Below are 25,445 nucleotides of genomic sequence, written 5' to 3'. Positions count from 1 at the left end.
TTTAGGTTCATATCCCTTCAATGTATGGATGCAAGCTATTATTGTATGGATCGTTGGAATGGAAGGGGTGTGGTCATGGCGACCGGTTCAGTCTCTCTGGCGAAGGCGATGTGGCGCGGCTTTCGCGGCAAATGTCCGAACTGCGGCGAAGGCCATCTGTTCGGTCGCTTCCTGAAAGTGGCGGATGCCTGCGACCATTGCGGCGAGGAGCTGGTTCATCAGCGCGCGGATGATTTTCCGGCCTATCTCGTGATGGTCGTGGTCGGCCATCTCGTGGTGCCGGCGATCCTCGCGGTCGAGACCGCCTATGCACCGCCGGTGTGGCTGCAACTCGCGGTGTGGCTGCCGGTGACGCTGTTTTCTTCTCTCGCGCTATTGCAACCGACCAAGGGCGCCATCGTCGGCCTGCAATGGCAGATCGGCATGCACGGTTTCGAGGCGAGCAAGCTGCGGCGCGAAGCCGGCCAGCTCGCGCCCGTGCTGGTGAAGGCACCGCGCGCAGCCTGAGGCACGCGGCGTTTACATCGCCCAGCCCATCGCTACACTCCATCGCATCAAAACAAGACCGATGGAAACGCCAATGGCCGCACGCGCAAAGACCTTCCTGCTTTGTCATGGCGCGTGGTCCGGCGGATGGGCCTGGAAGAAGATGCATCCGCTGATGGCCCAAGCCGGCCACCGCCTGATCGCGCCGACCTACACCGGGCTCGGCGAGCGGTCGCATCTCGCAAGCCCTGCAATCGATCTCGAGACGCATATCCAGGACATCCTCAACGTCATCTGGTTCGAGGATCTCAGCGACATCGTGCTGCTCGGCCACAGCTATGGCGGCATGGTCGCGACAGGCGTTGCCGATCGCACCCGTGAGCGCGTGACGCAATTGACCTATCTCGACGCCTTCGTGCCCGGAGACGGGCAGTCGCTGTTCGATCTCAACGAAGGCGGCCGCGAGCCGATGCGCAAGGCGGCTGCCGCAGGTGACGGCTATCGCATCCCGCCGAACCCGCCGCCGCCGGATACGCCGCAGGCCGATCTCGACTGGCTCAATGCGCGCCGCATCAACATGCCGCTCAAATGTTTTGAAACGAAGCTGAAGCTTCAGCAGGGCGAACCGCCGATGCCGCGGAGCTACATCTAGTGCAAACGCATTCCGCCGGGCGATGTGTTCGGCAAGTTTGCACGACGCGCGAAGAGCGAGGAGGGCTGGCGCTATTTCGAGCTCGACGCCAGCCACGCGCCGAACGTGACGGCGCCGGAGGTACTGATGGGTGTGTTGAGCGAGATCGTGGCGTAACACTCACTGTCATTCCGGGGCTCGCGAAGCGAGAACCCGGAATCCATTCCTCCACCGTCTCTGCGGCCTGATGGATTCCGGGCTCGTGCTGCGCACGCCCCGGAATGACACCGTTCGAATGGTTGCGCGTTCGCCCGAAATTGGTGAGGGGTCCGATGCGCTGGCATCGAACCCCTCGTCGCAAGACATCAGCCGGCCTGTAAGCCGGGTTCTGTAGGGCACCGCCGGCTTGCGCAAGCGATACGTGACGGCCATTCCTCTGGGGCCATGTTCGCACATGGCCTCGAGCAACCTACCCGGACGGCGGGCCTGACATCGCCCCGCGGCGTTATCGCTTGCGCGAACAGCCCGCTTAAGCCGTCCCTATTCGGTTTTGCTCCCGGTGGGGTTTACCATGCCGGCTCCGTTGCCGGAGCCGCGGTGCGCTCTTACCGCACCTTTTCACCCTTACTTCCTCCGAGGAGGGAGCGGTTCGTTCTCTGTGGCACTTTCCCTGGGGTCGCCCCCGCCGGACGTTATCCGGCACCGTATGTCAAGGGAGCCCGGACTTTCCTCCCCGGCGGCCTTTCGACACTTGCAGGGGCGGCCGTCCGGCCGACTGACGGCCTAGCCAATGGGCATTTGTGACGGTTTCGTCAAGGCAATATCCTCGCGCACGCCTCGCTCGAAATAATTTATCCTGAAGATGTCGTTTGGCGGGTGATCCGTTCGACTGGATGTCGGTGATCCCACCGAACAACAGGAGCCAGGCAATGCAATATCTGCTGATGATCTACCAGAACGAGGCCGAGTACGCGAAGGTCGACACGGGAACCAGCCAGAAGATGTCGGCGGAGTATGAGGCCTTCACGCAATCCATCGTCCGGAACGGCAATTTCAAGGCCGGCGACCGGTTGCGGCCGACCACGACCGCGACCACGGTGCGCGTGCGCGATGGCAAGACGCTGACGACCGACGGTCCATTTGCGGAGACGCGTGAACAGCTCGGCGGCTATTATCTGATTGAGGCCAAGGACCTCAATGCAGCAATCGAGATCGCGGCGCGCATTCCCAGCGCGCGCATCGGATCGATCGAGGTACGGCCGATCTGGGTCTACGACAAGTGACGGCCGCGCCTCGCATCGACGCATGACGCCGACCGACATCGACAAGGTCTTTCGCGACGAGGCGGGGCGGGCGCTGGCCACCCTGATCCGCCTCGTCGGCGATTTCGATCTCGCCGAGGATGCGCTCCAGGACGCGTTCGCAGTCGCGCTGGAGCGCTGGTCGGCGGGAGAGCTCCCCGACAATCCGCGCGCCTGGCTGGTCAATGTCGGCCGCAACAAGGCGATCGACCGGGTCCGCCGCCAGGCCGTCTTCCGCAGCAAGCAGCAGGCGCTTGTGCACGAGCTCGAGCTCAATGCCGATGCCCCGGCCGAACCGCCGGCGATGCTCGATGACGACATGCTGCGGTTGATCTTCACCTGCTGTCATCCGGCGTTCGCGTCCGAAGTCCAGGTCGCGCTGACGCTGCGCACCGTCTGCGGCCTCTCCACGGCGCAGGTCGCGCGCGCGTTCCTCGTCAGTGAGGATGCGATGGGACAGCGCCTCGTTCGCGCCAAGCAGAAGATCAGGCTTGCCGGCATTCCCTATGAAGTGCCCGAACGCGACGCGCTGGCGCCACGGCTCGACGGCGTGCTCGCCGTGATCTATCTCGTTTTCACCGAAGGCTATGTCGCAACCTCGGGCGCGGACCTGATGCGGCCCGATCTCGCGGCCGAAGCCATCAGGCTCGCGCGCTTGCTCGACGGTCTGATGCCCGATCGCGCCGCGATCAAGGGGCTGCTGGCCCTGATGCTGCTGCACGATGCGCGCCGCGCCGGGCGCGAGACCGCGGCCGGCGACATCGTGTTGCTGGAAGAGCAGGACCGCTCGCTCTGGGATCGGGCGCAGATCGAGGAGGGGTCGCGTCTCGTCGATGACGCGCTGCGCGTGCCGGGGCGGCCGCAGTCCTATGTGGTGCAGGCCGCGATCGCCGCGCTGCATGCCCGCGCGCCGAGCTACGGCCAGACCGATTGGCCGCAGATCGCGGGACTGTACGAAGTCCTGCTGCGCATCAACCCGTCGCCGGTGATCGAACTCAACCATGCCGCCGCGATCTCGATGGTCGACGGCCCGGCACGCGCGCTCGACCTTGTCGACGCGGTCGCCGCACGCGGTGGCCTCGACGGCTACGAGCTGCTGCCCGCCGTGCGCGCGGACCTGCTGCGACGACTGGGGCGGAAGGATGAAGCGCGCGATGCCTATGCTGCTGCGACGGCGGCGACGCAATTGGAGCCGTTACGACGATTGTATGCGCGGCGCGTGAGGGAGATGGAGTAGGTGCCGCCGCACACTCCGTCATTGCGAGCGCAGCGAAGCAATCCAGGCTGTCTCAGTGGAAACAGCCTGGATTGCTTCGTCGCAAGTGCTCCTCGCAATGACGAGTGTGTGGTGGTCGCCGTCAGTTCGACGCGACAGTGGTCCCGTCCGCCGGCAGGCTCGCCAGCAGCGCCTGCAGGGTCGTCAGCGTCGAGTGATCCGCAACGCCGTCGAGCCGCGCGGGACGGAAGTGACGCTGGAAGGCGGTGACGACTTCCATGGTCGATGCATCGTATTTGCCCGTGAGCGGCACGCCATAGCCATAGCGAGCCAGCGCCTGCTGCAGGCTTAGCACCGCGTCGCTGATGGTGCCGAGCATCAGGGTTTCGCCGCGCACGACCGGCGCCGGCGTCACCCAGTGCCCGACGCCGGAATTGGCGAGCGAATGCCAGGGAAATTTCTCGCCGGGATCCTTCTTGCGCGCCGGCGCGACGTCGGAATGACCGAGCACGCGCTGCGGCACGATCTTGCGGCGGAGGATGATGCCGCGGCATAGCGCGATCACGGCGGCGATCTGGCGCAGCGGATATTCCGGATAGCCCCAATCGTGGCCGCGGTTGATGATCTCGATCCCGATCGAGCAGGAATTGATGTCGTCCTCGCCGGCCCAGGACGAGACGCCGGCGTGCCAGGCGCGCCGGGCTTCCGGCACGCATTGCACGATGCGGCCGTCCTCCAGCACGACATAATGCGCCGACACTTCGGTGCCGGCCGTGCACAGCCGGGCCAGCGCGCCCTCGACGTCGGGCATGCCGGTGTAGTGCAGCAGGATCATGTCGGGCTGCCGGCCCTTGCTGCGCTCGCCATGGTTGGGCGAGGGGATGATGTCCGAGACGATCGACGAATCCGGCTCGAACGTCCGCATGGTCGCCGCCGCCTTGGGAATCGGCAGAGCGCGCTGACGCTTCGAATCAGTTCCAGACGGCGTGGACGGACCGGACGGCATAAACAACTCAGAATCGGACGATGAGTGGGCCAAGCCCTTCTCTTTACTATTCCTTTACCCTCCGCTCCGCGCAATCGCGCAGGTCGGTTAACGCGCGCATTTTGGGTCAGTGTGTGGATGAGGCATCACCACCCAGCGAACGTCCAAAGACCTTTTCAAGATGTAACGAGCCGATCAACGCTTTCTTAACGCTAAGCGCCGTTACTGAGAGGTGAAGAGCCGACCCGCGTCCGGAGGCGGCCAAAAGCGTTTTTGGCTCGAAATCCCATGGTTGCCCGACATATTCCACTGGGAGCACCGGGTTTGCCGCCTGGGACGACCGGGCTCGGCTTGCATGCTGGCAAGGGTGCTGAAGAGGGGCTTTGTCGTGGAACCGCCGCGACGCGGAATTATTCGAGGCGTGATGGGCTGCTTCGCCCCAAAATTGACCTGCTTGCCCTCCTGCGCACGCGGCAGGCGCGAGGCATGAGCGACGCGCCCCACATCCCCGTGCTGGGCCGCGAGGCGGTCGCGCATCTCGCACCGCGCGACGGCGGCATCTATGTCGATGCCACCTTTGGGGCCGGCGGCTACAGCCGCGCCATTCTCGACGTATCAGGAACCCGCGTCATCGCGATCGATCGCGACCGCACCGCAATTGCGGGCGGTGCCGAACTGGTCGCGCAAGCCGCCGGGCGGCTGACGCTGGTCGAGGACCGATTCTCGAATCTCGCCGAGGTCTGCGCTTCGCAAGGCGTCGACGCCGTCGACGGCGTCGTGATGGACGTCGGCGTGTCGTCGATGCAGCTCGACCAGGCCGGGCGCGGTTTTTCGTTCCGCTTCGATGGTCCGCTCGACATGCGGATGGGGCAGACCGGACCGACCGCGGCGGATGTCGTCGCGCGCGCCTCGGAAAGCGATCTGGCTGACATCATCTATCTGTTCGGCGAGGAGCGGCAGTCGCGCCGCATCGCCCGTGCCGTCGTCGCCGACCGGCAGGAGACGCCGTTCACCACCACGCGCGCCCTCGCCGATCTCGTCGGCCGCGTGGTGCGTTCGAAGCCCGGGGACATTCATCCGGCGACACGGACATTCCAGGCGCTCCGCATCCTGGTCAACGAAGAGCTCGATGAGCTCCAGACCGCGCTGATGGCCGCCGAGCGCGTGCTCAAGCCGGGCGGGCGTCTCGTGGTGGTCTCGTTCCACTCGCTGGAAGATCGCATCGTCAAGAATTTCCTCGCCGAGCGGTCCAAGACCGGCGGCGGCTCGCGGCATCTGCCGGAAGTGGCGCAGGCGGCGCCGAGCTTCCAGCTTCTGACGCGGCGGCCCGTGATCGCGGGCGAAGCGGAAGTCGCGCGCAATCCGCGCGCCCGGTCCGCAAAGCTGCGTGCCGCCGAGCGTACCTCGGCGCCGGCGCATGCCGACGACCAGCGGTCGTCCTGGCCGAAACTCTCCGACGTGATGAGGGGCGGCTAGCACATGCGCTTCATCCACCTCCTCGTCATCGGCGCGCTGATCTTCGCGGCTGCCTATGTCTACCGGATCAAGATGGATTCCACCGCCCGCGTGGAAAAGGTGCTGCGGCTGCACGCCGAGATCCGCGAGCAGCGCGATGCGATCGCGCAGCTGCGTTCCGAATGGGCCAAGCTCGATGCTCCCTTGCGCCTGCAGGGCCTCGTCGAGCGGCATCTGCCGCTCAAGCCCGTCAACGGCACGCAATATGATTCACTGAAGAACCTGCCGGACCGTCCGCCGCGGATGTTCCGGCCGGGCGAGCCCGATCCGATCGGGTCCATGATCAACACCATCGAAGCCGCCAGCGATCCTGACAGCGTGACGGGTTCCGTGTCTCAGCCCGAGGACAAGCAATGAGCGCTGTTCCGGCCAAATCGACCGTGCGGCCAGCAGAACCCTGGCGGCAGCGCCTGATCCGCAGTCTGCTCTACGGGCGCAATGTCGATCGCGCCGCGAAGGCGCGCGCGCGCGTCGGCCTCGCGATGCTGGCGTTTGCCACCGTCTATGCCCTGATCGGCGGCCGGCTCGTGATGTTCGCGATCGGCGCCGACGCGCACAGCGCACGGCGTGCGGCGGCGCAGGAGGTGGTCGCGACCGCGCGACCCGACATCGTCGACCGCAACGGCGCGATCCTCGCGACCGACGTCAAGGCGTCCAGCCTGTTCGGCGAGCCCCGCCGCATCATCGACAAGGACGAGGCGATCGAGCTTCTGACCGCGACCGTGCCCGATCTCGACGAAGCCGAGGTGCGCGAGCGCCTGCGGACGCGCAAGGGCTTCGTCTGGCTCAAGCGCGAGATCACGGCGAAGCAGCAGCAGGACATCCACAAGCTCGGCATCCCCGGCATCGGTTTCCTGCGCGAGAACAAGCGCGTCTATCCGACCGGCAACGAGGTCGCCCACCTCATCGGTCTCGTCAACATCGACAACCAGGGCATCGCCGGCATGGAGAAGTGGCTCGACAACCAGGGCCTCGCCGATCTCCACCGCGCCGGCTTTGCTATCGACCGGTTGCAGAAGCCGATCGAGCTGTCGGTCGATCTGCGCGTCGAGCACGCGCTGCGCGACGAGCTGCTGAAAGCCAAGGAAAAATTCCACGCCAAGGCGGCCTCGGGCCTCGTGACCAACGTCAACACCGGCGAGATCGTGGCCATGGTCTCGGTTCCGGATTTCGACCCGAACAATCCCAAGGAAGCTCACGACCCTGACCGCATCAACCGCCTGACCACAGGCGTCTACGAGATGGGTTCGACCTTCAAGGCGTTCACGCTGGCGATGGCGCTCGACACCGGCAAATACGGCCTCGATTCGCTGTGGGATGCACGCGGACCGCTGCACTACGGCAAGTTCGCCATCCATGACGACGAGCCGAAGGGCCGCTTCCTGAACATGAAAGAGGTGTTCACCTTCTCCTCCAACGTCGGCGCGGCGCGGATTGCGCTGTCGCAGGGCGTGGAAGCGCACAAGGCGTTCCTGCGCAAGATGGGCCAGCTCGAGCGGTTGCGCACGGAGCTGCCGGAAAGCGCCTCGCCGATCCTGCCGCGCCGCTGGAGCGAGCTCAACACCATCACCATCGCGTTCGGCCACGGCATCGCGGTCGCGCCGCTGCAGGCCGTGATGGGCGTCAGCGCGCTCGCCAATGGCGGCCTGCTGATTCCCCCGACGTTCCTCAAGCGCTCCGAGGAGGAGGCGCGGGCGATCGCCAAGCGCGTGATCAAGCCCGAGACCTCGGACAAGATGCGGTTCCTGATGCGGCTGAACGCCGAGATCGGCACGGCGCGCAAGGCGGATGTGAAGGGCTATTATATCGGCGGCAAGACCGGCACCGCGGAAAAGGTGGTCAACGGCCGCTACGCCAAGAAGCGGGTGCTGACCGCATTCACCGCGATCATGCCGGCCGACAAGCCGAAATACCAGCTCCTGATCATGCTCGACGAGCCGCAGCCTCTGAAGGAAACCTACGGCTTCATCACCTCGGGCTGGAACGCCGTCCCGACCGCGGGCAACGTCATCGCCCGTATCGGGCCGCTGCTCGGCATCGAGCCCCGCTACGACCTGCCGCCTGCGGACCGCCTTATTCTTGCAGCATCCAGGACAACCCAGTAATCAATCGGGTAGGCCGTAGCCGCTGCTGAGTCGGAGATTTTCCCTTCGGGTTCGGCTTTTCCGGCACAGCGACTGGAAGACCATGAAGCTGCGTGACCTCCTAGGCAATGATGCCGCAATCGAGCCCGCCGTCGCGGCGCTCGAAGTTGCAGGCGTTGCGCTCGACAGCCGCGTGGTCAAGCCCGGCGATCTCTTCTTTGCGCTGTCAGGCAGCAAGACCGACGGCGCGCGCTTCATCGATGCGGCCATCGCCGCCGGCGCGGTGGCCGTGGCCGGCGATCACGCGCCTGACGGCTGCAAGGTACCGTTCGTCGCTGTCGCCAATCCGCGCCGCGCGCTGGCGCTGGCTGCGGCAAGATTTTTCCCGGCGCAGCCTGCGACCATCGCGGCGGTGACCGGAACCAGCGGCAAAACCTCGGTCGCCGCGTTCACGCGCCAGATCTGGGAGCGGCTGGGCCATGCCTCGGCCAGCATCGGCACCATCGGCCTCGTCTCTCCCAAGCGCACCGTCTACGGCTCACTGACCACGCCGGATCCGATCGCCTTGCACCGCCAGCTCGACGAGCTCGCGCGCGAGGGCGTGACGCATCTTGCGTTCGAGGCCTCGTCGCACGGGCTCGATCAATACCGCCTCGATGGCGTGCGGGTGTCCGCAGGAGGCTTCACCAATCTGTCGCGCGACCACATGGATTACCATCCGACCGTCGCGCATTACCTCGCCGCAAAACTCCGGCTGTTCCGCGAGCTCATCCCGCCTGGCGGAGCCGCGGTGATCTCCGCCGATCATGATTGCTCGGCGGAAGCAATCGATGCGGCGAAGGCGCGCGGGTTGCGCGTGATGGCGGTGGGCCGTCACGGCGATGGGACAGGCGAGGGCATTCGCCTCACCGCGGCCGTGGTCGAAGGTTTCTCGCAGAAACTGACGCTCGAGCATCGCGGCAAGTCTTGTGCGGTGCGGCTCCCGCTGGTCGGCGAATTCCAGATCGAAAATGCGCTGGTCTCTGCCGGCCTTGCCATCGGCACCGGCAGCGATGCTGCCAATGTGTTTGCCAGCCTCGAACATCTCGAGGGCGCCAAGGGCAGGCTCGAGCGCGTCGGCGAGCGCAACGGCGCGCCTGTCTTCGTCGACTACGCGCACAAGCCCGATGCGCTGGCGAAGGCGCTGCAAGCGCTGCGCCCCTACGCCAGCCGCAGGCTGATCGTCGTGTTCGGCGCCGGCGGCGATCGCGACGCCGGCAAGCGGCCGATCATGGGCGAGATCGCGGCTCAAAATGCCGATCGCGTCATCGTCACCGACGACAATCCGCGCAACGAGAAGCCGGAAGCCATTCGGGCCGCGATCCTCGCCGCCGCCAAGGGCGCACGCGAAATCGGCGACCGCGCGGCCGCGATCCGCGTCGCGATCGAGGAGCTCGAAGAGGGCGATGCGCTGCTCATCGCCGGCAAGGGGCACGAGACCGGGCAGATCGTCGGCGGCGAGGTCCTGCCGTTCAGTGATCACGAGGCGGTCGCCGCCGCATTGGCATCGAGGGACGCATGAGCGGGCCATTATGGACGGTCGCCGAGGTGGCGCACACGCTGGGTGCGACCGGATCATTCCCGGACACCCCGATCGATTTCGTCACCCAGGACAGCCGCCTGGTGAAGCCGGGCAGCCTGTTCGTGGCGCTATCGGGAACCCCGAGTGGCGGTTTCATTTCAGCCTTCGCCAGCGCGCGCGATGGCTGGGAGTTCGCCGACAAGGCCGAAGCATCAGGTGCGGTCGCGATGATCGTGCCGCACCAGATCGCGGGCATCGGCATTCCGCAGATCGTCGTGAAGGACACGCTGATCGACGGTCTCTGGGGCCTCGCGCGCGCCGCACGTGCGCGCTTTCATGGGCCGGTGATCGGTCTCACCGGCAGTGCCGGCAAGACCAGCACCAAGGAATTCCTCGCGGCCTATCCCAATGCCTATGCGAGCCCCTCGAGCTTCAACAATTTCTGGGGCGTGCCGCTCACGCTATGCAATGCCCGGCCGGACGCCAGCCTCTGGGTCGTCGAGATGGGCATGAACCAGGTGGGCGAGATCGCGCGGCTCAGCGAATTGACGCGGCCGACGGTCGCGCTCGTCGTCAACGTCCAGCCGGTGCATCTGGAGAAGCTCGGCTCGCTCGATTCCATCAGGCGCGAGAAGGTGTCGATCGCGCACGGCCTGCCCGAGGACGGCGTGCTGGTGCTGCCTGCAGGCCTCAAGGCGCCCGACTGGAAGGGCAAGGTGGTGCGCTTCGGCGAGAAGGCCGAAGTGCACGAGGTCACGCACGCGCCGCACGGCGAGAGCTGGCAGGTCGTGGCCCGCGTCGGCAAGAAGGAGATCGCCTTCAGCCTGACGCCGGGTGCGCCGCATCGGGTACAGAATGCGCTTGCCGCGCTCGCGTCTGTTCATGCTGCCCATCTCGATGTGGCGACACTTGCGATCAAGCTCGAGCGCGTCGGCATCATGACCGGCCGCGGCGTGGAACACGCGGTCGGCGGTGTCACCGTGATCGACGACAGCTTCAACGGCAATCCGGCGAGTGTGACGGCTGCGCTGCAGAGCCTTCAGGCGCGCAGCACGAGCGGCGGTCGCCGTATCGCGGTGCTCGGCGATATGCTGGAACTTGGCGACGACGCTCCTCGCTATCACACCGCGCTCGCCGCGCATCTCGACGGCATCGACGGCATCTATTGCGTCGGCCCCCTGATGCGCCACCTTTACGACGTGCTGCCCGCCAGCAAGGGGCTCGGCTGGCACGACGATCCCGCCACGCTGAAGCCGGGCGAGGTAGCTCACCTGCTGAAGGCAGGCGATGTCGTGGTTGTCAAGGGCAGCAAGAAGATGTTCTGGGTCAACAAGTTTGTGCCAGGCCTAGTGGCCGCCTTGCAGGCAAAGGCGTAAACTGCTTGGAAGGCGCAGTTCCCGAATCTTAACCCTTTGCGGCGCGCCGCCGTTCGGTTTCTTGAGGTCGCTCGACCCCATGATCAAGACCTGCGAATGCGCGTGCGGCGATGCGGCCTGAGCGAAGGCCGCGTGCGAAAGGCGCCATAGGACCGTCTGAATGTTTTACTGGCTGATCGATCTCTCCAACACATTTCCGGGCGTCGGTGGAGTGCGCACCGTTCTCAACGTCTTCCGCTACATCACCTTCCGCACCGGCGGCGCGGTCGTCACCGGCGCGCTGTTCGTATTCCTGTTCGGGCCCTGGATCATCGACCATTTGCGCATCCGCCAGGGCAAGGGCCAGCCGATCCGGACCGATGGTCCGCAATCGCATCTGGCGAAGAAGGGCACGCCCACCATGGGTGGGCTGATGATCCTGTCCGGCCTCACGGTCGGCACCGTGCTGTGGTGCAATCCGCTCAATCCCTATGTCTGGATCGTGCTGGCGGTGACGCTCGGCTTCGGCTTCGTCGGCTTCTATGACGACTACCTGAAGGTCACCAAGCAGACCACGAGCGGCTTCGGGGGCAAGCTGCGTCTTTTGATCGAGGCGATCATCGCGCTGGCCGCCTGCTATGCGCTGGTGCGGCTGAACCGCGATCCTGCGTCCACCGCGCTGACCATCCCCTTCCTGAAGGATACCGTGCTGCATTTCGGCTGGTTCTTCGTCGTTTTCGGCGCCTTCGTCATCGTCGGCGCGGGCAATGCGGTGAACCTCACCGACGGTCTCGATGGCCTCGCCATCGTGCCCGTGATGATCGCAACCGCAAGCTTTGCGATGATCGCCTATCTCGCCGGTAATGCGGTGTTCGCCGACTATCTCCAGATCAAATATGTTGCCGGCACCGGTGAACTCGCGGTGCTCTGCGGCGCGCTGCTGGGCGCGGGTCTCGGCTTCCTCTGGTTTAACGCGCCGCCGGCCTCGATCTTCATGGGCGACACCGGCTCGCTCGCGCTCGGCGGCATGCTGGGGTCGATCGCGGTTGCGGTGAAGCACGAGATCGTGCTTGCGGTGATCGGCGGCCTGTTCGTGCTGGAGGCGGTCTCGGTCATCGTGCAGGTGGTGTCGTTCAAGCTGACCGGCAAGCGCATCTTCCGCATGGCGCCGATCCATCACCATTTCGAGCAGCTCGGCTGGACCGAGCCGCAGATCGTGATCCGCTTCTGGATCATCTCGGTGATGCTGGCGCTCGCCGGTCTCTCCACCCTGAAGCTGCGTTGACGGTATCACGATGATTCCGGTCACATCCTTCGCCGGCAAGACGGTCGCAGTGTTCGGCCTCGGCGGCTCCGGGCTCGCCTCGTGCCACGCGCTGAAAGCCGGCGGCGCCGAGGTGATTGCGGCCGACGACAATGCCGAGAATGTCGCCAAGGCGGCGCAGGCCGGTTTCGTCACCGCGGATCTGCGCAATGTGTCCTGGGCGAAATTCACCGCGCTCGTGCTCGCGCCCGGCGTGCCGCTCACCCATCCGGTGCCGCACTGGAGCGTGCTGAAGGCGCGCGAGGCCGGGGTCGAGGTGATCGGCGATATCGAGCTGTTCTGCCGCGAGCGTCGCCGTCATGCGCCGGACGCCCCGTTCGTCGCCATCACCGGTACCAACGGCAAATCGACGACGACCGCCCTGATCGCGCATCTGACGAAGGTCGCCGGTTACGATACCCAGATGGGCGGCAATATCGGCACCGCGATCCTGTCGCTGGAGCCGCCGCGCATGGGCCGCGTCCACGTCATCGAGATGTCGTCCTATCAGATCGACCTCACGCCCTCGCTCGACCCGTCCGTCGGCATTCTGCTCAATGTCAGTGAGGATCACATCGATCGCCACGGCACGATCTCGCACTATGCGGCGGTGAAGGAGCGCCTCGTTGCCAACGTGCAGGCAAACGGAACGTCGATCGTGGGCGTCGATGACGGCTATTGCCGCGACATCGCTGATAGGCTTGACCGCGCCGGCAAGAACGTCGTGCGGATTTCCGTCAAGAACCCGCTGGCTTCAGGCATTCATGTCGAGCACGGTACCATCGTGCGCACCTCGGGTGGCGCCCGCAGCGAGATCGCCACGCTCGGCGGCATCGGTTCGCTGCGCGGCCTGCACAATGCGCAGAACGCGGCCTGCGCCGCTGCCGCTGCGCTCGCGATGGGCATCAGCCCGGACGTGTTGCAGAATGGCCTGCGCAGCTTTCCGGGCCTGGCGCATCGCATGGAGCAGGTTGGCCGCCGCGGCAGTGTGCTGTTCGTCAACGATTCCAAGGGTACCAATGCCGACGCCACGGCGCATGCGCTGTCGTCTTTCGCCGACATCTTCTGGATCGCCGGGGGCAAGCCGAAAGCGGGCGGCATCACTGGCCTGACCGGCTTCTTCCCGCGCATCCGCAAGGCCTATCTGATCGGCGAAGCCGCTCAGGAATTCTCGGAAACGCTGAGCCAAGTGCCGCACGAGATCAGCCAGACGCTCGACGTCGCCGTCGCGCACGCCGCGCGCGACGCCGAAGCCTCCGGGCTCGCAGATGCGGTCGTGCTGTTGTCGCCGGCCTGCGCGTCCTTCGACCAGTACCGCAACTTCGAGATCCGCGGCACCAGGTTCCGCGAGCTGGTGCAGGCGCTGCCGGGTGTGAAGCCGGTGGTGTGAGGATGTCGCGGCGACGCTGGATCGGACTTGCCGTCGCTCTTGCTGTACCGGTCGGCTTCCTCTGTGTTGTTCTCATTGACAACGTCATGAGCGGACTTGGCGCATGCCGCGTCGTTCGCCAGCGTGCGTTCGCCTCGCCAAGCGGCAGTCAATTGGTTGTCCTGGTCTGGAAGACGTGCGGGGCGACGGTGCCCGACAGCACACAAGCCAGCATAATAGCTCGTGGCCGGACATTCTCGCCCGAGAGCACGCCGACCTTTGTCAGCGTCCGCGGGCATCTCGAGACCGTGGTCGCCTGGAGCAGCGAGCGGGCGGTGAGGATCGGGTTCATTCCCGAGGCAAGCCAGTTCGACAAACGCGATCAGCGCGCGGGGGATGTCGCGATCAGCTACGAATAGCCCTCTCGTGTCCCGGACGCGGTGCGGCACGAAGTGACGCTCCGCAGAGCCGGGACCAAGAATGGCTGGGCCCCGGCTCAGCAGCGCACCGCGGCGGACGATGCTTCGCGTCGCCGTAGACGCTGCGCTGCGTCCGGGGCAAGAGACTCTTCAAAACTTGAACGATCCATTAACCCCCCGGTAACCAACCTCGGCGACCAATGGACGGACCTCTGTCCGAAAGCGGCCGCCCATGCTCTCCCGTGAAGAACGCACCCCCTTTACCGAGTGGTGGTGGACCGTCGACAAGCCGCTGCTCGGCGCCATCCTGGTGCTGATGCTGACCGGCGTGATCCTGTCGCTGGCGGCGAGCCCGCCGGTCGCGACCCGCATCGGGCTCGATCCGTTCCATTTCTTCAATCGTCACGTCATGTTCCTGGTGCCGTCGCTTCTGGTGCTGATCGGGGTGTCCTTCATGTCGCCGCGCTCGATCCGGCGTAGCGCGCTGCTCATCTTCACGATCAGCATCATCCTGATCGTGGTGACGCTCGCGATCGGCCCCGAGGTGAAGGGATCGCGGCGCTGGATCACGCTCATCGGCATCAACATCCAGGCCTCCGAAATCGCCAAGCCGTCCTTCGTCGTCATCGCGGCCTGGCTGTTTGCGGAATCGACCAAGCGTCCGGAGATGCCCGCGACCTCGATGGCGCTGGTGCTGCTGCTGATGCTGGTGTCGCTGCTGGTGATGGAGCCGGATTTCGGCCAGACCATGCTGATCCTGATGGTGTGGGGCTCGCTGTTCTTCATCGCGGGCATGCGCATGATCTGGGTGTTTGGCCTCGCGGGGCTCGGCGCGGCCGGACTGTTCAGCGCCTATCTTTTTGTTCCGCACGTCGCAGGACGCATCAAACGCTTCATGAACCCGGCCTCCGGCGACACTTTCCAGGTCGATACCGCGATGGAGGCCTTCTACAACGGGGGCTGGTTCGGGCTCGGACCGGGCGAGGGCATCGCCAAGCGCAGCCTGCCGGACAGTCACACCGACTTCGTCTTCGCGGTCGCCGCCGAAGAGTTCGGCATCATCCTGTGTCTTGCCATGCTGGCGCTGTTCGCCTTCGTCGTCATCCGCACGCTGTCGCGCGCCTACGCCAATGAAGACATGTTCTCGCGCTTTGCGGCCTCGGGCCTTGCGATCCTGTTCGGGGTGCAGGCGGCGATCAACATGTCGGTCAATCTCCAGCTCATTCCTGCCAAAGGCATGACGCTGCCGTTCATCTCGTACGGCGGTTCCTCGATCGTGTCGCTGGCCTATGGCGTCGGCATGATGCTGGCCTTGACGCGGCTGCGGCCGCGCACCGAGGTCGAGGCCAGCGGCCACGCCGACGCGATGCGCAGCTACGCTTAAGTCGTCATTGCGAGGAGCGTAGCGACGAAGCAATCCAGAATCCCTCGGGGAGACAGTCTGGATTGCTTCCCTGCGCTCGCAATGACGGCGGAGGCCCTGTAAAAGGGCAGATATGACCATGTCCCCCTTGATTCTTCTCGCCGCGGGCGGCACCGGCGGCCATCTGTTTCCGGCCGAGGCGCTCGGCGTCGAATTGATCCGGCGCGGCTTTCGCGTGCGCCTCGTCACCGATGAGCGCGCGCTGCGCTACAGCGGGCTGTTCAGCAAGGACATGATTGACGTCGTCGCGAGCGAGACCGCGCGCGGCCGCAATCCGCTGCAGCTCGCCTATGCCGGCCTCACGCTCGCCACCGGCACGCTGTCCGCCTACGGCCTGATCAAGCGATTGAAGCCGGCTGCCGTCGTTGGCTTCGGCGGTTATCCGACATTGCCGCCATTGGTCGCGGCGAAGTTCGCCGGCGTGCCCGGGATCATCCACGAGGCCAACGCCGTGCTCGGCCGCGCCAACCGCTTCCTGTCGGGCCGCGTCCGCGCCATCGCGACCTCGTTGCCCGGCGTGCTCGACCGCGATCCCGCGCTCTCGGGCAAGACCACCACGGTCGGCACGCCGATGCGGCCGGCGGTCCTCGCCGCTGCCGCCGTGCCCTATGCCGCGCCCGAAACGAACGGTCCGCTCCGCCTGCTCGTCGTCGGCGGCAGCCAAGGCGCGCGTATCATGGCCGACATCGTGCCCGGCGCGATCGAGCGGCTCGAGCCCGCGCTGTGGGGACGGCTCATCCTGACCCAGCAGGTCCGCGACGAGGACATGAGCCGCGTGCGCGCCGTCTACGACAAGCTCAAGATCAAGGCCGAACTGGCGCCATTCTTCACGGATCTGCCGGCACGGCTCGCGTCCAATCATCTCGTGGTATCGCGCTCCGGCGCCGGCACGGTGGCCGAGCTTGCCGCGATCGGCCGGCCCGCGATCCTGGTGCCGCTGCCCGGCTCGATCGACCAGGACCAGTTCGCCAATGCCGGCGTGCTGGCCAAGGTCGACGGTGCCATCCGCATCCCGCAGACCGAGTTCACCTCCGATCGCCTCGCCGCCGAGATCTCCGCCTTTGCCGCCGAGCCGGCGCGCCTCGGTGCCATGGCTGCCGCAGCAAAAGGGGCAGGCCGGCTCGATGCCGCCGAGCGGCTCGCCGATCTGGTGGTCAAAGTCGCGGGAATCTGACGCGAAAAAGCCCTTGTCTTCGTCTTCCAAAGCGGGGCATCCAGTAGGAACGGCGCGGCTGATTTGGCCGTGACGTCAGCCAGATGCCGCCGTTTCAGGCGGCGAGGTCAGGGAACACAGCATGAGACTGCCGCGCGAGATCGGACCCATCCACTTCGTCGGGATCGGCGGGATCGGCATGAGCGGCATCGCCGAGGTGCTGGTCAATCTCGGCTATGCCGTGCAGGGCTCGGACGCATCAGACAATTACAATCTCGACCGTCTGCGCAAGAAGGGCGCAAAAGTCTCGGTCGGTCACAAGGCCGAGAATATCGATGGTGCCGAGGTGGTCGTGGTCTCCTCCGCGATCAAGCGCGACAATCCGGAATTGATGGCGGCGCGAGAACGGCGCATTCCCGTGGTGCGGCGTGCCGAGATGCTGGCCGAACTGATGCGGCTGAAGAGCTGCGTCGCGATCGCCGGCACCCATGGCAAGACCACGACGACCACGATGGTCGCAACGCTGCTCGATGCGGGCGGGCTCGATCCGACCGTGATCAACGGCGGCATCATCAACGCCTACGGCTCCAACGCACGTCTCGGCGCCGGCGACTGGATGGTGGTCGAGGCCGACGAGAGTGACGGCACCTTCCTGAAGCTGCCGACGGACGTGGCGATCGTTACCAATGTCGACCCCGAACATCTCGATCACTTCAAGACGTTCGATGCCGTGCAGGACGCATTCCGCCACTTCGTCGAGAACCTGCCGTTCTACGGTTTTGCCGTGATGTGCATCGATCATCCCGTGGTGCAAAGCCTGGTCGGCAAGATCGAGGATCGCCGCATCATCACTTACGGCGAAAATCCGCAGGCTGATGCGCGGCTGCTCGATCTCACCCCAATGGGCGGCGGATCGAAGTTCAAGGTCGCGTTCCGCGATCGCAAGACCGGCGCCGTGCACGAGATCGCCGATCTCATGCTGCCGATGCCGGGGCGTCATAACGCCTCGAACGCGACGGCGGCGATCGCTGTCGCACGCGAGCTCGGTGTGTCGGACGAGGCGATCCGCAAGGCGATCGCAGGCTTCGGCGGCGTCAAGCGCCGCTTCACCAAGACAGGCGAGTGGAACGGCGTCACCGTGATCGACGATTACGGTCATCATCCGGTCGAGATCGCGGCGGTGCTGAAGGCGGCGCGCGAATCCACCAACGGCAAGATCGTTGCCGTGGTGCAGCCGCATCGCTACACCCGCCTGCAATCGCTGTTCGAGGAATTCTGCACCTGCTTCAACGACGCCGATGCGGTCGTCGTCGCCGATGTCTATGCCGCTGGCGAGGCGCCGATCGACGGCATTGACCGCGATCATTTCGTGACAGGCCTGCGCGCCCACGGGCATCGCGAGGTGATCCCGCTGCCGGCAGCCCCGGAGCTTGCGGGCATCGTGAAGGGGCTCGCGAAGTCGGGCGATCTCGTCGTGTGCCTGGGTGCCGGCAACATCACGCAATGGGCCTATGCGCTGCCGGACCAATTGAAGGCGCTGGGGTGAAGTGGTGACTTTGATCTCATCAATTGCCACACGACGCACTGCGCTCCCTCCCCCCTTGTGGGGGAGGGCGGGGGAGAGGGGTGGCCACAGGCGAGGTCTCAGTTCGTGGCTACCCCCCTCCCTGACCCTCCCCCACAAGGGGGGAGGGAACGGAGACAGCGTGCGTTCCTCACGCGGGGACGCCGCATGAGCTTTCCCGACATCACCCCCGCTCTCAAAGCCGCGATGCCGGAGTTGCGCGGGCGGTTGCTTGCGAACCAGTCGCTGGCGGAGCTCACCTGGTTCCGCGTCGGCGGTCCGGCGCAGGTGCTGTTCACGCCGGCGGATGAGGACGACCTCGCTTACTTCCTCGCGCACCTCGCCAGCGACATCCCCGTCTACGTCGTCGGCGTCGGCTCCAATCTGATCGTGCGCGACGGCGGCATTGCCGGCGTGGTGATCCGCCTGGCGCCGCGCGCGTTCGGCGAGACCAGTGTGAGTGGCAATATCGTTACCGCCGGCGCTGCCGCGCTCGACAAGCGCGTGGCGGAAGTCGCGGCTTCCGCCAATATCGGCGGGCTCGAATTCTACTTCGGCATTCCCGGCACCATCGGCGGCGCGCTGCGTATGAACGCGGGCGCCAATGGCGGCGAGACCAAGGACGTGCTGATCGAGGCGCGCGGCGTCGGGCGCGATGGCGCCAAGCACATGTTCTCCAACGCCGACATGAAATTCGTCTACCGCAACAGCGGCGTCGATCCCTCGATCATCTTCACCTCCGCGCGCTTCCGCGGCGAGATCAGGGATGCTGAGGCGATCCGCGCGCGCATGGCCGAGGTTCAGGCTCACCGCGAGACCGCACAGCCGATTCGCGAAAAGACTGGCGGCTCGACCTTCAAGAATCCGCCCGGCCATTCCGCCTGGAAGCTGGTCGACGCCGCCGGTTGCCGCGGCTTGCGCGTCGGCGGCGCGCAGGTCTCGGAGATGCACTGCAACTTCCTGATCAATACGGGCGATGCCACAGCGCACGACATCGAGACGCTCGGCGAGACCGTGCGCGAACGGGTGAAGGCGAATTCCGGAATTGAGCTCAACTGGGAAATCAAGCGGATTGGGATTTTTTAGCCTCTGTCATTCCGGGGCTCGCGAAGCGAGAGCCCGGAATCCATCGGACGGCAGAGGCGGTGGGCAAATGGATTCCGGGCCTGCGCCTTGCGGCGCATCCCGGAATGACGAATAGAGAGATTGGGACCAAGAGAACATGCGCACCACCATCCTGTTCGGGGGCTCCAACCGCGAGCGTCTGGTTTCCGTCGCGTCGGCCCAGGCGCTGCAGCAGGCGCTGCCCGAGGCCGATCTCTGGTTCTGGGATGTCGAGGACAAGGTGCATGTCGTGCAGTCGAACCAGCTGCTCGAACATGCCCGGCCCTTCGAGGACGAGTTCAAGCCGGGCACATCAGGCATTCCGCTCGCGCAGGCGCTCGACAAGGCCAAGGCGGAAGCTCGCGTACTCGTTCTCAGCCTGCATGGCGGCAGCGCAGAGAACGGCGAATTGCAGGTGATGTGCGAGGCGCGCGGCGTGCCGTTCACCGGCTCCGGCTCGGCATCCTCGCATCTCGCCTTCGACAAGATCGCGGCCAAGCGCTTTGCCGCGCTCGGTGGCGTGACGCCGCCCGTGGGCATCGCGCTCGAGAAGATCGACGACGCCTTCGCCGAATATGGCAGGCTGATCGCAAAGCCCGCGCGCGACGGCTCGAGCTATGGCCTGATCTTCGTCAATGCCAGGCAGGATCTCGTTGCCGTCCGTAATGCAGCCAAGCACGAAGAGTACGTGATCGAGCCGTACATCGCCGGCGTCGAGGCGACCTGCGGCGTGCTGGAGCGCACCGACGGGTCGATCATCGCGTTGCCGCCGATTGAGATCATTCCGGGAGAAGGCAATTTCGACTACGCCGCAAAATATCTCTTGAAGTCGACCCAGGAAATCTGCCCGGGCCGCTTCACACCCGAGGTGACGGCCGCGCTCAAGACGCAGGCCATGCTGGCGCATCGGGCGATGTCCTGCTCCGGCTATTCCCGCTCCGACTTCATCGTCTCGGAGAACGGGCTGGTCTACCTCGAGACCAACACGCTGCCCGGACTCACCAAGTCCTCGCTCTACCCCAAGGCGCTGAAAGCCGAGGGCATCGCCTTCGTCGACTTCCTGCGCGACCTGATCGAGCTGGCCGTCCGGCGGGTGCGGAAATAGTTAGGATTGGTTAACGGCCGGACCGGCCAAACTGGCCGATTTGGCGGCCAAAACCGGTAAAATGCCGGACATCGTGGCGCAACTGCCTCACTTGCCTTGGCAAAAAGCATCCCGCGTTAACGAATTTTACCTTTTGTTTACCAGGACGTCCGAAGGTTAACGCTGGCGGCGCATATGGCGTTTTGGCTGCCGGCGCGTGAGCCGTTTCGGATGTATCCGGCCGGCAAGCGCTTTGAAGGGGAGCGGCTTCTTCTACCGAAGACCATCACCCGGCCCGGCACGACCGAGACGTCATGTTCGCCAGGACCCGCGCGGTGTCGCGGGCAAACTGTTGACGAGCTCGTGCAATGGATGGTGCAGGAAGCCTCACCCGGTCGTTTGTGAGATCGCTGAGGCCCCAAGCTGACCTGAAGGCGGCCGCTATCGGAGCGGTCGTGCTTCTGCGCGAGTGGGTACAGGACAAGCGCGCTGAACAGCGCGCCGCTGCCAGGCAGAAGATCAAGGCCAAGGCCCTCGTCGAGCGCGAGCCGCCGCCGCGCATCGTCGCGCTGGTCGAGCGCTATCTGCCGCGCCGGGTCGGAATCACCATGACCGTGCTGCTGCTGATCGGCAGTTGCGGCCTTGGCATCGTCAAGGGCGGCCATCTGCAGGATTTCATCACCGCCGTCAGCGACGCGCGCAACGCCATGGCCAATTCGGCCGGCTTCCGCATCACCTCCGTCGTGATCAACGGACGCAAGCAGCTCAGCCAGGACGAGATCCTTGCGATCGGCGGCGTCAGCGGCCGCTCCTCGCTGCTGTTCCTCGATGCCGACGACGTCCGCGACAAGCTCAAGGCCAATCCCTGGATTGCGGACGCGACCGTGCTGAAGCTCTATCCGGGTCAGCTCATGATCGAGATCACCGAGCGCAAGGCGTTCGCGCTGTGGCAGGAGGCCGGCCGGCTCTCCGTCATCGCCGACGACGGTGCCGTGCTCGAACCCTATGTCTCGCGCCGCTTCCTGACCCTGCCGCTCGTGGTCGGCAAGGGCGCCGACACCCAGGCTCGCGACTTCCTGGCGCTGCTCGCCCGTTATCCTCAGGTGAATTCGGTGACCAAAGCCGCGATCTATGTCGGTGAGCGGCGCTGGAACCTGAGGCTGAAGGACGGTCTCGATGTCCGCCTGCCCGAGCAGGATGTCGGCAACGCGCTCGCCGCGCTCTCCAAGCTCGACAAGGACGAGAGGCTGTTCTCGAAGGACATCGTCGCGGTCGACATGCGCCTGCCTGATCGTCTGGTGGTGCAGCTGTCCGACGACGCCGCCAAGGCGCGCGACGACCTGTTCAAGGACAAGAAGAAAAAGAAGGCCGATCCCGTATGACCGGTCTTGATCGCACCCAGACACCGAAGACGCGCCCGATCCCGCACAAGCGCGGCGGCCTCGTCGCCTGCCTCGACATCGGCACCAGCAAGATCGCCTGCATGATCGCGCGACTGAAGCCGTCGGCACCCAGCGAGGCGCTGCGCGGCCGCACCCATGCGGTGGAATTGATCGGCTACAGCCAGATCCAGTCGCGCGGCATGAAGGCCGGCGCGGTGGTCGATCTCGGAGAATGCGAGCATGCCGTGCGCCAGGCCGTCGGCATTGCCGAGAAAATGGCCAAGGTGCGGGTCGAATCCGTTTTGTTGTCGGTCTCGGGCGGCCGGCTCGCGGGTCAGCTGGTCGAAGCCGCCGCCGACATTCGCGGCGGCGCGGTGACGCCGGCCGACGTCAGCCGCGTCACCTCCACCGGCATGCGCCACGCCACCGGCGAGGGCCGCACCGTGCTGCATGCGCTTCCGGTCGGCTACACGCTGGACGGCGTAAAGGGCATCCGCGATCCGCGCGGCATGGTCGCGCATCAATTCGGCGTCGACATGAACGTCGTCACCTGTGACGCCACCGTGGCGCGCAACCTGATGCTGGCGGTGGAGCGTTGTCATCTCAACGTCGAGGCCATGGCAGCGAGCCCCTATGTGGCCGGGCTGTCGGTGCTGACCGACGACGAGGCCGATCTCGGCGCCGCGGTGGTCGAAATGGGTGCGGGCACCACCACGATCGCCGTCTATTCCGGCGGTCGCTTCGTGCACGCGGCCGGATTTGCGGTCGGCGGGCAACACATCACGATGGATCTCGCGCGCGGACTCTCGGCGACCATTGCCGATGCCGAGCGAATCAAGACGTTATACGGCACCGTCATCACCGGCGGATCGGACTCGCGTGAGCTGATGTCTGTACCGACAGCCGGTGACGACCAGGATCTGCCGCAGATCGTTTCGCGCGCCACCATCGCCAATATCGTCAAGCATCGTGCCGAGGAAGTCTTCGAAATGGTTCGGGACAAGCTGAAGGATTCGCCCTTCGCGGCAGAGCCCAAGGGCCGCGTCGTGCTCTCGGGCGGCGCCTCCCAGCTCACCGGCCTCGTCGAGCTTGGAACGCAAATTCTCGGCCGGCCCGTGCGGGTCGGACGTCCGCTCGGTTTTGGCCGGCTGCCCAACGAGGCGAAGAACGCCGCGTTCGCGGTGCCGGCCGGACTTCTCGTCTACCCGCAATATGTTCACCACGAGCATGTCGAACCGCGGCATACGCGGCAGCAGGTCAGGACAGGGACCGGCGGTTATTTCGGAAAGGTCGGGCGATGGCTACGCGAGGGCTTTTGATGACCGCTTTCCGCAAATGTCAGATTTCACCAACTCCCGCGGCCGCAGGCCGGGGCGAACCCACGCGCGCGTGATCGAGAGGCAAACATGACCATCAGCATCAACGTTCCTGATATTCACGAGTTGAAGCCCCGCATCACCGTGTTCGGCGTCGGCGGCGCCGGTGGCAACGCCGTCAACAACATGATCACGGCGGGCCTCCAGGGCGTCGACTTCGTGGTCGCCAACACCGACGCGCAGGCGCTGACGATGTCGAAGGCGCAGCGCATCGTCCAGATGGGCACCGCCGTGACGCAAGGGCTCGGCGCAGGTTCGCAGCCGAACGTCGGCGCCGCCGCCGCCGAAGAGGTGATCGACGAGCTGCGCGACCATCTCTCGGGCGCCAACATGGTGTTCGTCACCGCCGGCATGGGCGGTGGCACCGGCACCGGTGCAGCTCCCGTGATCGCCAAGACCGCGCGCGACATGGGCATCCTCACCGTCGGCGTCGTCACCAAGCCGTTCCACTTCGAAGGCGGCCGCCGCATGCGCACCGCCGAGGCCGGCATCGCCGAGCTGCACAAGGTGGTCGACACGCTGCTGATCATCCCGAACCAGAACCTGTTTCGGGTCGCCAACGAGAAGACGACCTTCGCCGACGCGTTCGCGATGGCCGACCAGGTGCTCTATTCGGGCGTCGCCTGCATCACCGACCTGATGGTCAAGGAAGGTCTGATCAACCTCGACTTCGCCGACGTCCGCGCCGTCATGCGCGAGATGGGCAAGGCGATGATGGGGACGGGCGAAGCCTCCGGCGACAAGCGCGCGCTGACCGCCGCGGAAGCCGCGATCGCCAACCCGCTGATCGACGATTCCTCGATGAAGGGTGCCAAGGGCCTCTTGATCTCGATCACCGGCGGCAAGGACCTCACCTTGTTCGAGGTCGACGAAGCTGCGACCCGCATCCGCGAGGAAGTCGACCAGGACGCCAACATCATCGTCGGCGCCACCTTCGACGAAGCCCTCGATGGTCTGATCCGCGTTTCGGTCGTTGCCACCGGCATCGAGCAGGCTGCGATCGCCCGCAACAGCCAGGCGACCTCCGCTCCGGTCGCGAACGCCGCGCCGCAGCAGATCCAGCAGGCTCCCGCGGCTCCGGCCGCCGCTGCCGAGAGCCGTCTCGCCGACCTGACCGCGCGCCTGCGCGCCGACAACCAGCGCCTGGCCGAGCGCGCCCAGAAGCTCGAATCGCAGATCCCGGCTGCTGCACCCGCCGCTGCTCCCGCAGCGCCGCGTCCCAATGTCGAGCGCGCCGCGCTTGCCGCCATTGCCGCTGCCGTTGCCGAAGTCCCGCCGGCGCCCGCGCCGCAGACCTATGGCGACGTCACCGTGCGCCCGATCGCACAGAAGCCCACGCTGTTTCCGGAGCCCGAGCAGGCACCGCTTGCCATGCATGAGCCGATGACGCCGGAAACCTTCATCCCGCCGCAGGCCGAGCGCGCCCCGCCCCGCGCGCCGCGCATGCCACGCCTCGACGAGCTGCCGATGCCGGCCCAGGCCGAGCTTCGTCAGGCCCGCGGCGAGGTGGAAGAGGAGACCCCGCAAAAGACCCGCCTGTCGCTGCTCCAGCGTCTCGCCAATGTCGGCCTCGGCCGTCGCGACGAGGAGACGGAAGCTCCGATCGCCGCCCGCACCGCCGGTCCCGCCATGCCGGCGCTGCCCGAGCGCAAGCCGCAGCGGACGGTGCAGCAACAAATCGCCGCCAGCGAGCCGGTATCGGAATATGCCCGCCGGCCCGCGCCGCAGGGTCTCGATGCCCATGGTCGCCCCGCGCCTGTTGCGCCGGCGCCACAGGGAGACGACCATCTTGATATCCCGGCCTTCCTGCGGCGGCAGGCGACCTGAGGATTGTTACAATAAGGCAGACGCAAAAAGGTCCCGGCGAGACGCTCGCCGGGACCTTTCCTTTTGTCCCGTGCATGTCCGGATTGCGTATTCAAGCAACTGATTTTAAATCATTAATTACCTGTTGGGTGCTTCACTAAAGCTACCGCTATCGGTCCAAAACCCCGGCGCAATTTGGTTAAGCCTTGGCGCGAATACGGCGGGTTTGGGGTAACAATCGGTAAAAAAGCGTGAGTTGGCGCTGTTTGGGGCAGTGACTATGGTTCGGGCGTGACTTGGGGATACGGAGATTCGGACGGTCGATCTC

Annotated in this window: 20 protein-coding genes, 1 other RNA gene and 1 pseudogene; 20 read left to right on the top strand and 2 right to left on the bottom strand. The window is 65.7% G+C overall.

Annotated elements, in window-relative coordinates; all coding sequences use genetic code 11:
• Window positions 1-45: 45 nt before the first annotated feature.
• Both IF809_RS27540 and IF809_RS27535 read left to right on the top strand, forming a co-directional pair.
• The gene (locus tag IF809_RS27540) at window positions 46-507 is read left to right on the top strand and encodes a DUF983 domain-containing protein (protein ID WP_462839066.1); all 462 of its coding nucleotides are present in this window, start codon (window positions 46-48) and stop codon (window positions 505-507) included.
• A 73-nt stretch (window positions 508-580) separates the two neighbouring features.
• Window positions 581-1,294: pseudogene (locus IF809_RS27535) on the top strand (alpha/beta fold hydrolase).
• A 184-nt stretch (window positions 1,295-1,478) separates the two neighbouring features.
• Here IF809_RS27535 and rnpB read toward each other — a convergent pair.
• Window positions 1,479-1,896: RNase P RNA component class A (rnpB, locus tag IF809_RS27530), an RNA gene on the bottom strand.
• A gap of 150 nt (window positions 1,897-2,046) precedes the next feature.
• Here rnpB and IF809_RS27525 point away from each other — a divergent pair.
• Both IF809_RS27525 and IF809_RS27520 read left to right on the top strand, forming a co-directional pair.
• On the top strand, window positions 2,047-2,400 hold the full coding sequence (locus IF809_RS27525; protein ID WP_462839065.1) for a YciI family protein: 354 nt from the start codon (window positions 2,047-2,049) through the stop codon (window positions 2,398-2,400).
• 22 nt (window positions 2,401-2,422) lie between these two features.
• Complete coding sequence (locus IF809_RS27520) at window positions 2,423-3,655, top strand: RNA polymerase sigma factor (RefSeq protein ID WP_462839064.1); 1,233 nt, start codon at window positions 2,423-2,425, stop codon at window positions 3,653-3,655.
• A gap of 121 nt (window positions 3,656-3,776) precedes the next feature.
• Here IF809_RS27520 and IF809_RS27515 read toward each other — a convergent pair whose 3' ends face one another.
• On the bottom strand, window positions 3,777-4,559 hold the full coding sequence (locus IF809_RS27515; protein ID WP_462839063.1) for an N-acetylmuramoyl-L-alanine amidase: 783 nt from the start codon (window positions 4,557-4,559) through the stop codon (window positions 3,777-3,779).
• A gap of 546 nt (window positions 4,560-5,105) precedes the next feature.
• Here IF809_RS27515 and rsmH point away from each other — a divergent pair.
• The 16 genes from rsmH (at window position 5,106) to ftsZ (ending at window position 25,138) form a co-directional block, all read left to right on the top strand.
• The gene (gene rsmH / locus IF809_RS27510; protein WP_453982399.1) at window positions 5,106-6,095 is read left to right on the top strand and encodes a 16S rRNA (cytosine(1402)-N(4))-methyltransferase RsmH; all 990 of its coding nucleotides are present in this window, start codon (window positions 5,106-5,108) and stop codon (window positions 6,093-6,095) included.
• A gap of 3 nt (window positions 6,096-6,098) precedes the next feature.
• Window positions 6,099-6,491, top strand: coding sequence for a cell division protein FtsL (gene ftsL, locus IF809_RS27505; RefSeq protein ID WP_128964689.1), 393 nt, complete (start codon window positions 6,099-6,101; stop codon window positions 6,489-6,491).
• Complete coding sequence (locus IF809_RS27500; RefSeq protein ID WP_128964690.1) at window positions 6,488-8,239, top strand: peptidoglycan D,D-transpeptidase FtsI family protein; 1,752 nt, start codon at window positions 6,488-6,490, stop codon at window positions 8,237-8,239. The genes ftsL and IF809_RS27500 overlap by 4 nt, the downstream gene beginning before the upstream one ends.
• An 82-nt stretch (window positions 8,240-8,321) precedes the next feature.
• Window positions 8,322-9,779 (top strand): UDP-N-acetylmuramoyl-L-alanyl-D-glutamate--2,6-diaminopimelate ligase, encoded by a 1,458-nt coding sequence (locus IF809_RS27495; RefSeq protein WP_462839062.1) that lies wholly within the window; start codon window positions 8,322-8,324, stop codon window positions 9,777-9,779.
• Window positions 9,776-11,155, top strand: coding sequence for a UDP-N-acetylmuramoyl-tripeptide--D-alanyl-D-alanine ligase (locus IF809_RS27490; RefSeq protein WP_462839061.1), 1,380 nt, complete (start codon window positions 9,776-9,778; stop codon window positions 11,153-11,155). The genes IF809_RS27495 and IF809_RS27490 overlap by 4 nt, the downstream gene beginning before the upstream one ends.
• A gap of 160 nt (window positions 11,156-11,315) precedes the next feature.
• A complete protein-coding gene (mraY, locus tag IF809_RS27485) occupies window positions 11,316-12,419 on the top strand; it encodes a phospho-N-acetylmuramoyl-pentapeptide-transferase (protein WP_453982402.1) in 1,104 nt (367 codons plus the stop codon).
• Between the two features lie 10 nt (window positions 12,420-12,429).
• A complete protein-coding gene (gene murD, locus IF809_RS27480; RefSeq protein ID WP_453982403.1) occupies window positions 12,430-13,827 on the top strand; it encodes a UDP-N-acetylmuramoyl-L-alanine--D-glutamate ligase in 1,398 nt (465 codons plus the stop codon).
• An 86-nt stretch (window positions 13,828-13,913) separates the two neighbouring features.
• Window positions 13,914-14,225 carry a hypothetical protein gene (locus IF809_RS27475; RefSeq protein WP_462839060.1) on the top strand — a complete coding sequence of 104 codons (312 nt, stop codon included), beginning with the start codon at window positions 13,914-13,916 and terminating at the stop codon, window positions 14,223-14,225.
• Between the two features lie 232 nt (window positions 14,226-14,457).
• On the top strand, window positions 14,458-15,609 hold the full coding sequence (ftsW, locus tag IF809_RS27470; RefSeq protein WP_128964696.1) for a putative lipid II flippase FtsW: 1,152 nt from the start codon (window positions 14,458-14,460) through the stop codon (window positions 15,607-15,609).
• A 112-nt stretch (window positions 15,610-15,721) separates the two neighbouring features.
• The gene (gene murG / locus IF809_RS27465) at window positions 15,722-16,822 is read left to right on the top strand and encodes an undecaprenyldiphospho-muramoylpentapeptide beta-N-acetylglucosaminyltransferase (protein WP_462839059.1); all 1,101 of its coding nucleotides are present in this window, start codon (window positions 15,722-15,724) and stop codon (window positions 16,820-16,822) included.
• Window positions 16,823-16,943: 121 nt separating this feature from the next.
• The gene (gene murC / locus IF809_RS27460) at window positions 16,944-18,347 is read left to right on the top strand and encodes a UDP-N-acetylmuramate--L-alanine ligase (protein WP_128964698.1); all 1,404 of its coding nucleotides are present in this window, start codon (window positions 16,944-16,946) and stop codon (window positions 18,345-18,347) included.
• Between the two features lie 186 nt (window positions 18,348-18,533).
• Complete coding sequence (gene murB, locus IF809_RS27455; protein ID WP_462839058.1) at window positions 18,534-19,451, top strand: UDP-N-acetylmuramate dehydrogenase; 918 nt, start codon at window positions 18,534-18,536, stop codon at window positions 19,449-19,451.
• Between the two features lie 136 nt (window positions 19,452-19,587).
• Window positions 19,588-20,574: a D-alanine--D-alanine ligase family protein gene (locus tag IF809_RS27450; RefSeq protein WP_462839057.1), complete on the top strand. Its 987-nt coding sequence runs from the start codon at window positions 19,588-19,590 to the stop codon at window positions 20,572-20,574.
• Window positions 20,575-20,921: 347 nt separating this feature from the next.
• Window positions 20,922-21,935 (top strand): cell division protein FtsQ/DivIB, encoded by a 1,014-nt coding sequence (locus IF809_RS27445; RefSeq protein WP_128964701.1) that lies wholly within the window; start codon window positions 20,922-20,924, stop codon window positions 21,933-21,935.
• Window positions 21,932-23,254: a cell division protein FtsA gene (ftsA, locus tag IF809_RS27440; RefSeq protein ID WP_462839056.1), complete on the top strand. Its 1,323-nt coding sequence runs from the start codon at window positions 21,932-21,934 to the stop codon at window positions 23,252-23,254. Before IF809_RS27445 ends, ftsA begins: the two co-directional genes overlap by 4 nt.
• An 87-nt stretch (window positions 23,255-23,341) precedes the next feature.
• Window positions 23,342-25,138, top strand: a complete 1,797-nt coding sequence (ftsZ, locus tag IF809_RS27435) for a cell division protein FtsZ (RefSeq protein ID WP_128964703.1) — start codon at window positions 23,342-23,344, stop codon at window positions 25,136-25,138.
• The last annotated feature ends 307 nt before the right edge of the window (window positions 25,139-25,445 follow it).

The organism is Bradyrhizobium sp. UFLA06-24 (assembly GCF_054967145.1).
The sequence above is the reverse complement of the archived record's forward strand: the minus strand, read 5'-3'. Positions and strand labels throughout refer to the sequence as shown.

Bases quoted from the DNA above. Each gene is read 5' to 3' on its own strand.
- ftsA (WP_462839056.1), top strand. From the start codon at position 21,932: ATGACCGGTCTTGATCGCACCCAGACACCGAAGACGCGCCCGATCCCG.
- IF809_RS27540 (WP_462839066.1), top strand. From the start codon at position 46: ATGGATCGTTGGAATGGAAGGGGTGTGGTCATGGCGACCGGTTCAGTC.
- IF809_RS27515 (WP_462839063.1), bottom strand. From the start codon at position 4,559: ATGCGGACGTTCGAGCCGGATTCGTCGATCGTCTCGGACATCATCCCC.
- IF809_RS27475 (WP_462839060.1), top strand. From the start codon at position 13,914: ATGAGCGGACTTGGCGCATGCCGCGTCGTTCGCCAGCGTGCGTTCGCC.
- IF809_RS27495 (WP_462839062.1), top strand. From the start codon at position 8,322: ATGAAGCTGCGTGACCTCCTAGGCAATGATGCCGCAATCGAGCCCGCC.
- IF809_RS27525 (WP_462839065.1), top strand. From the start codon at position 2,047: ATGCAATATCTGCTGATGATCTACCAGAACGAGGCCGAGTACGCGAAG.
- murC (WP_128964698.1), top strand. From the start codon at position 16,944: ATGAGACTGCCGCGCGAGATCGGACCCATCCACTTCGTCGGGATCGGC.
- murB (WP_462839058.1), top strand. From the start codon at position 18,534: ATGAGCTTTCCCGACATCACCCCCGCTCTCAAAGCCGCGATGCCGGAG.
- ftsW (WP_128964696.1), top strand. From the start codon at position 14,458: ATGCTCTCCCGTGAAGAACGCACCCCCTTTACCGAGTGGTGGTGGACC.
- mraY (WP_453982402.1), top strand. From the start codon at position 11,316: ATGTTTTACTGGCTGATCGATCTCTCCAACACATTTCCGGGCGTCGGT.
- IF809_RS27490 (WP_462839061.1), top strand. From the start codon at position 9,776: ATGAGCGGGCCATTATGGACGGTCGCCGAGGTGGCGCACACGCTGGGT.
- ftsL (WP_128964689.1), top strand. From the start codon at position 6,099: ATGCGCTTCATCCACCTCCTCGTCATCGGCGCGCTGATCTTCGCGGCT.
- murG (WP_462839059.1), top strand. From the start codon at position 15,722: ATGACCATGTCCCCCTTGATTCTTCTCGCCGCGGGCGGCACCGGCGGC.
- rsmH (WP_453982399.1), top strand. From the start codon at position 5,106: ATGAGCGACGCGCCCCACATCCCCGTGCTGGGCCGCGAGGCGGTCGCG.
- IF809_RS27520 (WP_462839064.1), top strand. From the start codon at position 2,423: ATGACGCCGACCGACATCGACAAGGTCTTTCGCGACGAGGCGGGGCGG.
- IF809_RS27445 (WP_128964701.1), top strand. From the start codon at position 20,922: ATGGATGGTGCAGGAAGCCTCACCCGGTCGTTTGTGAGATCGCTGAGG.
- IF809_RS27500 (WP_128964690.1), top strand. From the start codon at position 6,488: ATGAGCGCTGTTCCGGCCAAATCGACCGTGCGGCCAGCAGAACCCTGG.
- IF809_RS27450 (WP_462839057.1), top strand. From the start codon at position 19,588: ATGCGCACCACCATCCTGTTCGGGGGCTCCAACCGCGAGCGTCTGGTT.
- murD (WP_453982403.1), top strand. From the start codon at position 12,430: ATGATTCCGGTCACATCCTTCGCCGGCAAGACGGTCGCAGTGTTCGGC.
- ftsZ (WP_128964703.1), top strand. From the start codon at position 23,342: ATGACCATCAGCATCAACGTTCCTGATATTCACGAGTTGAAGCCCCGC.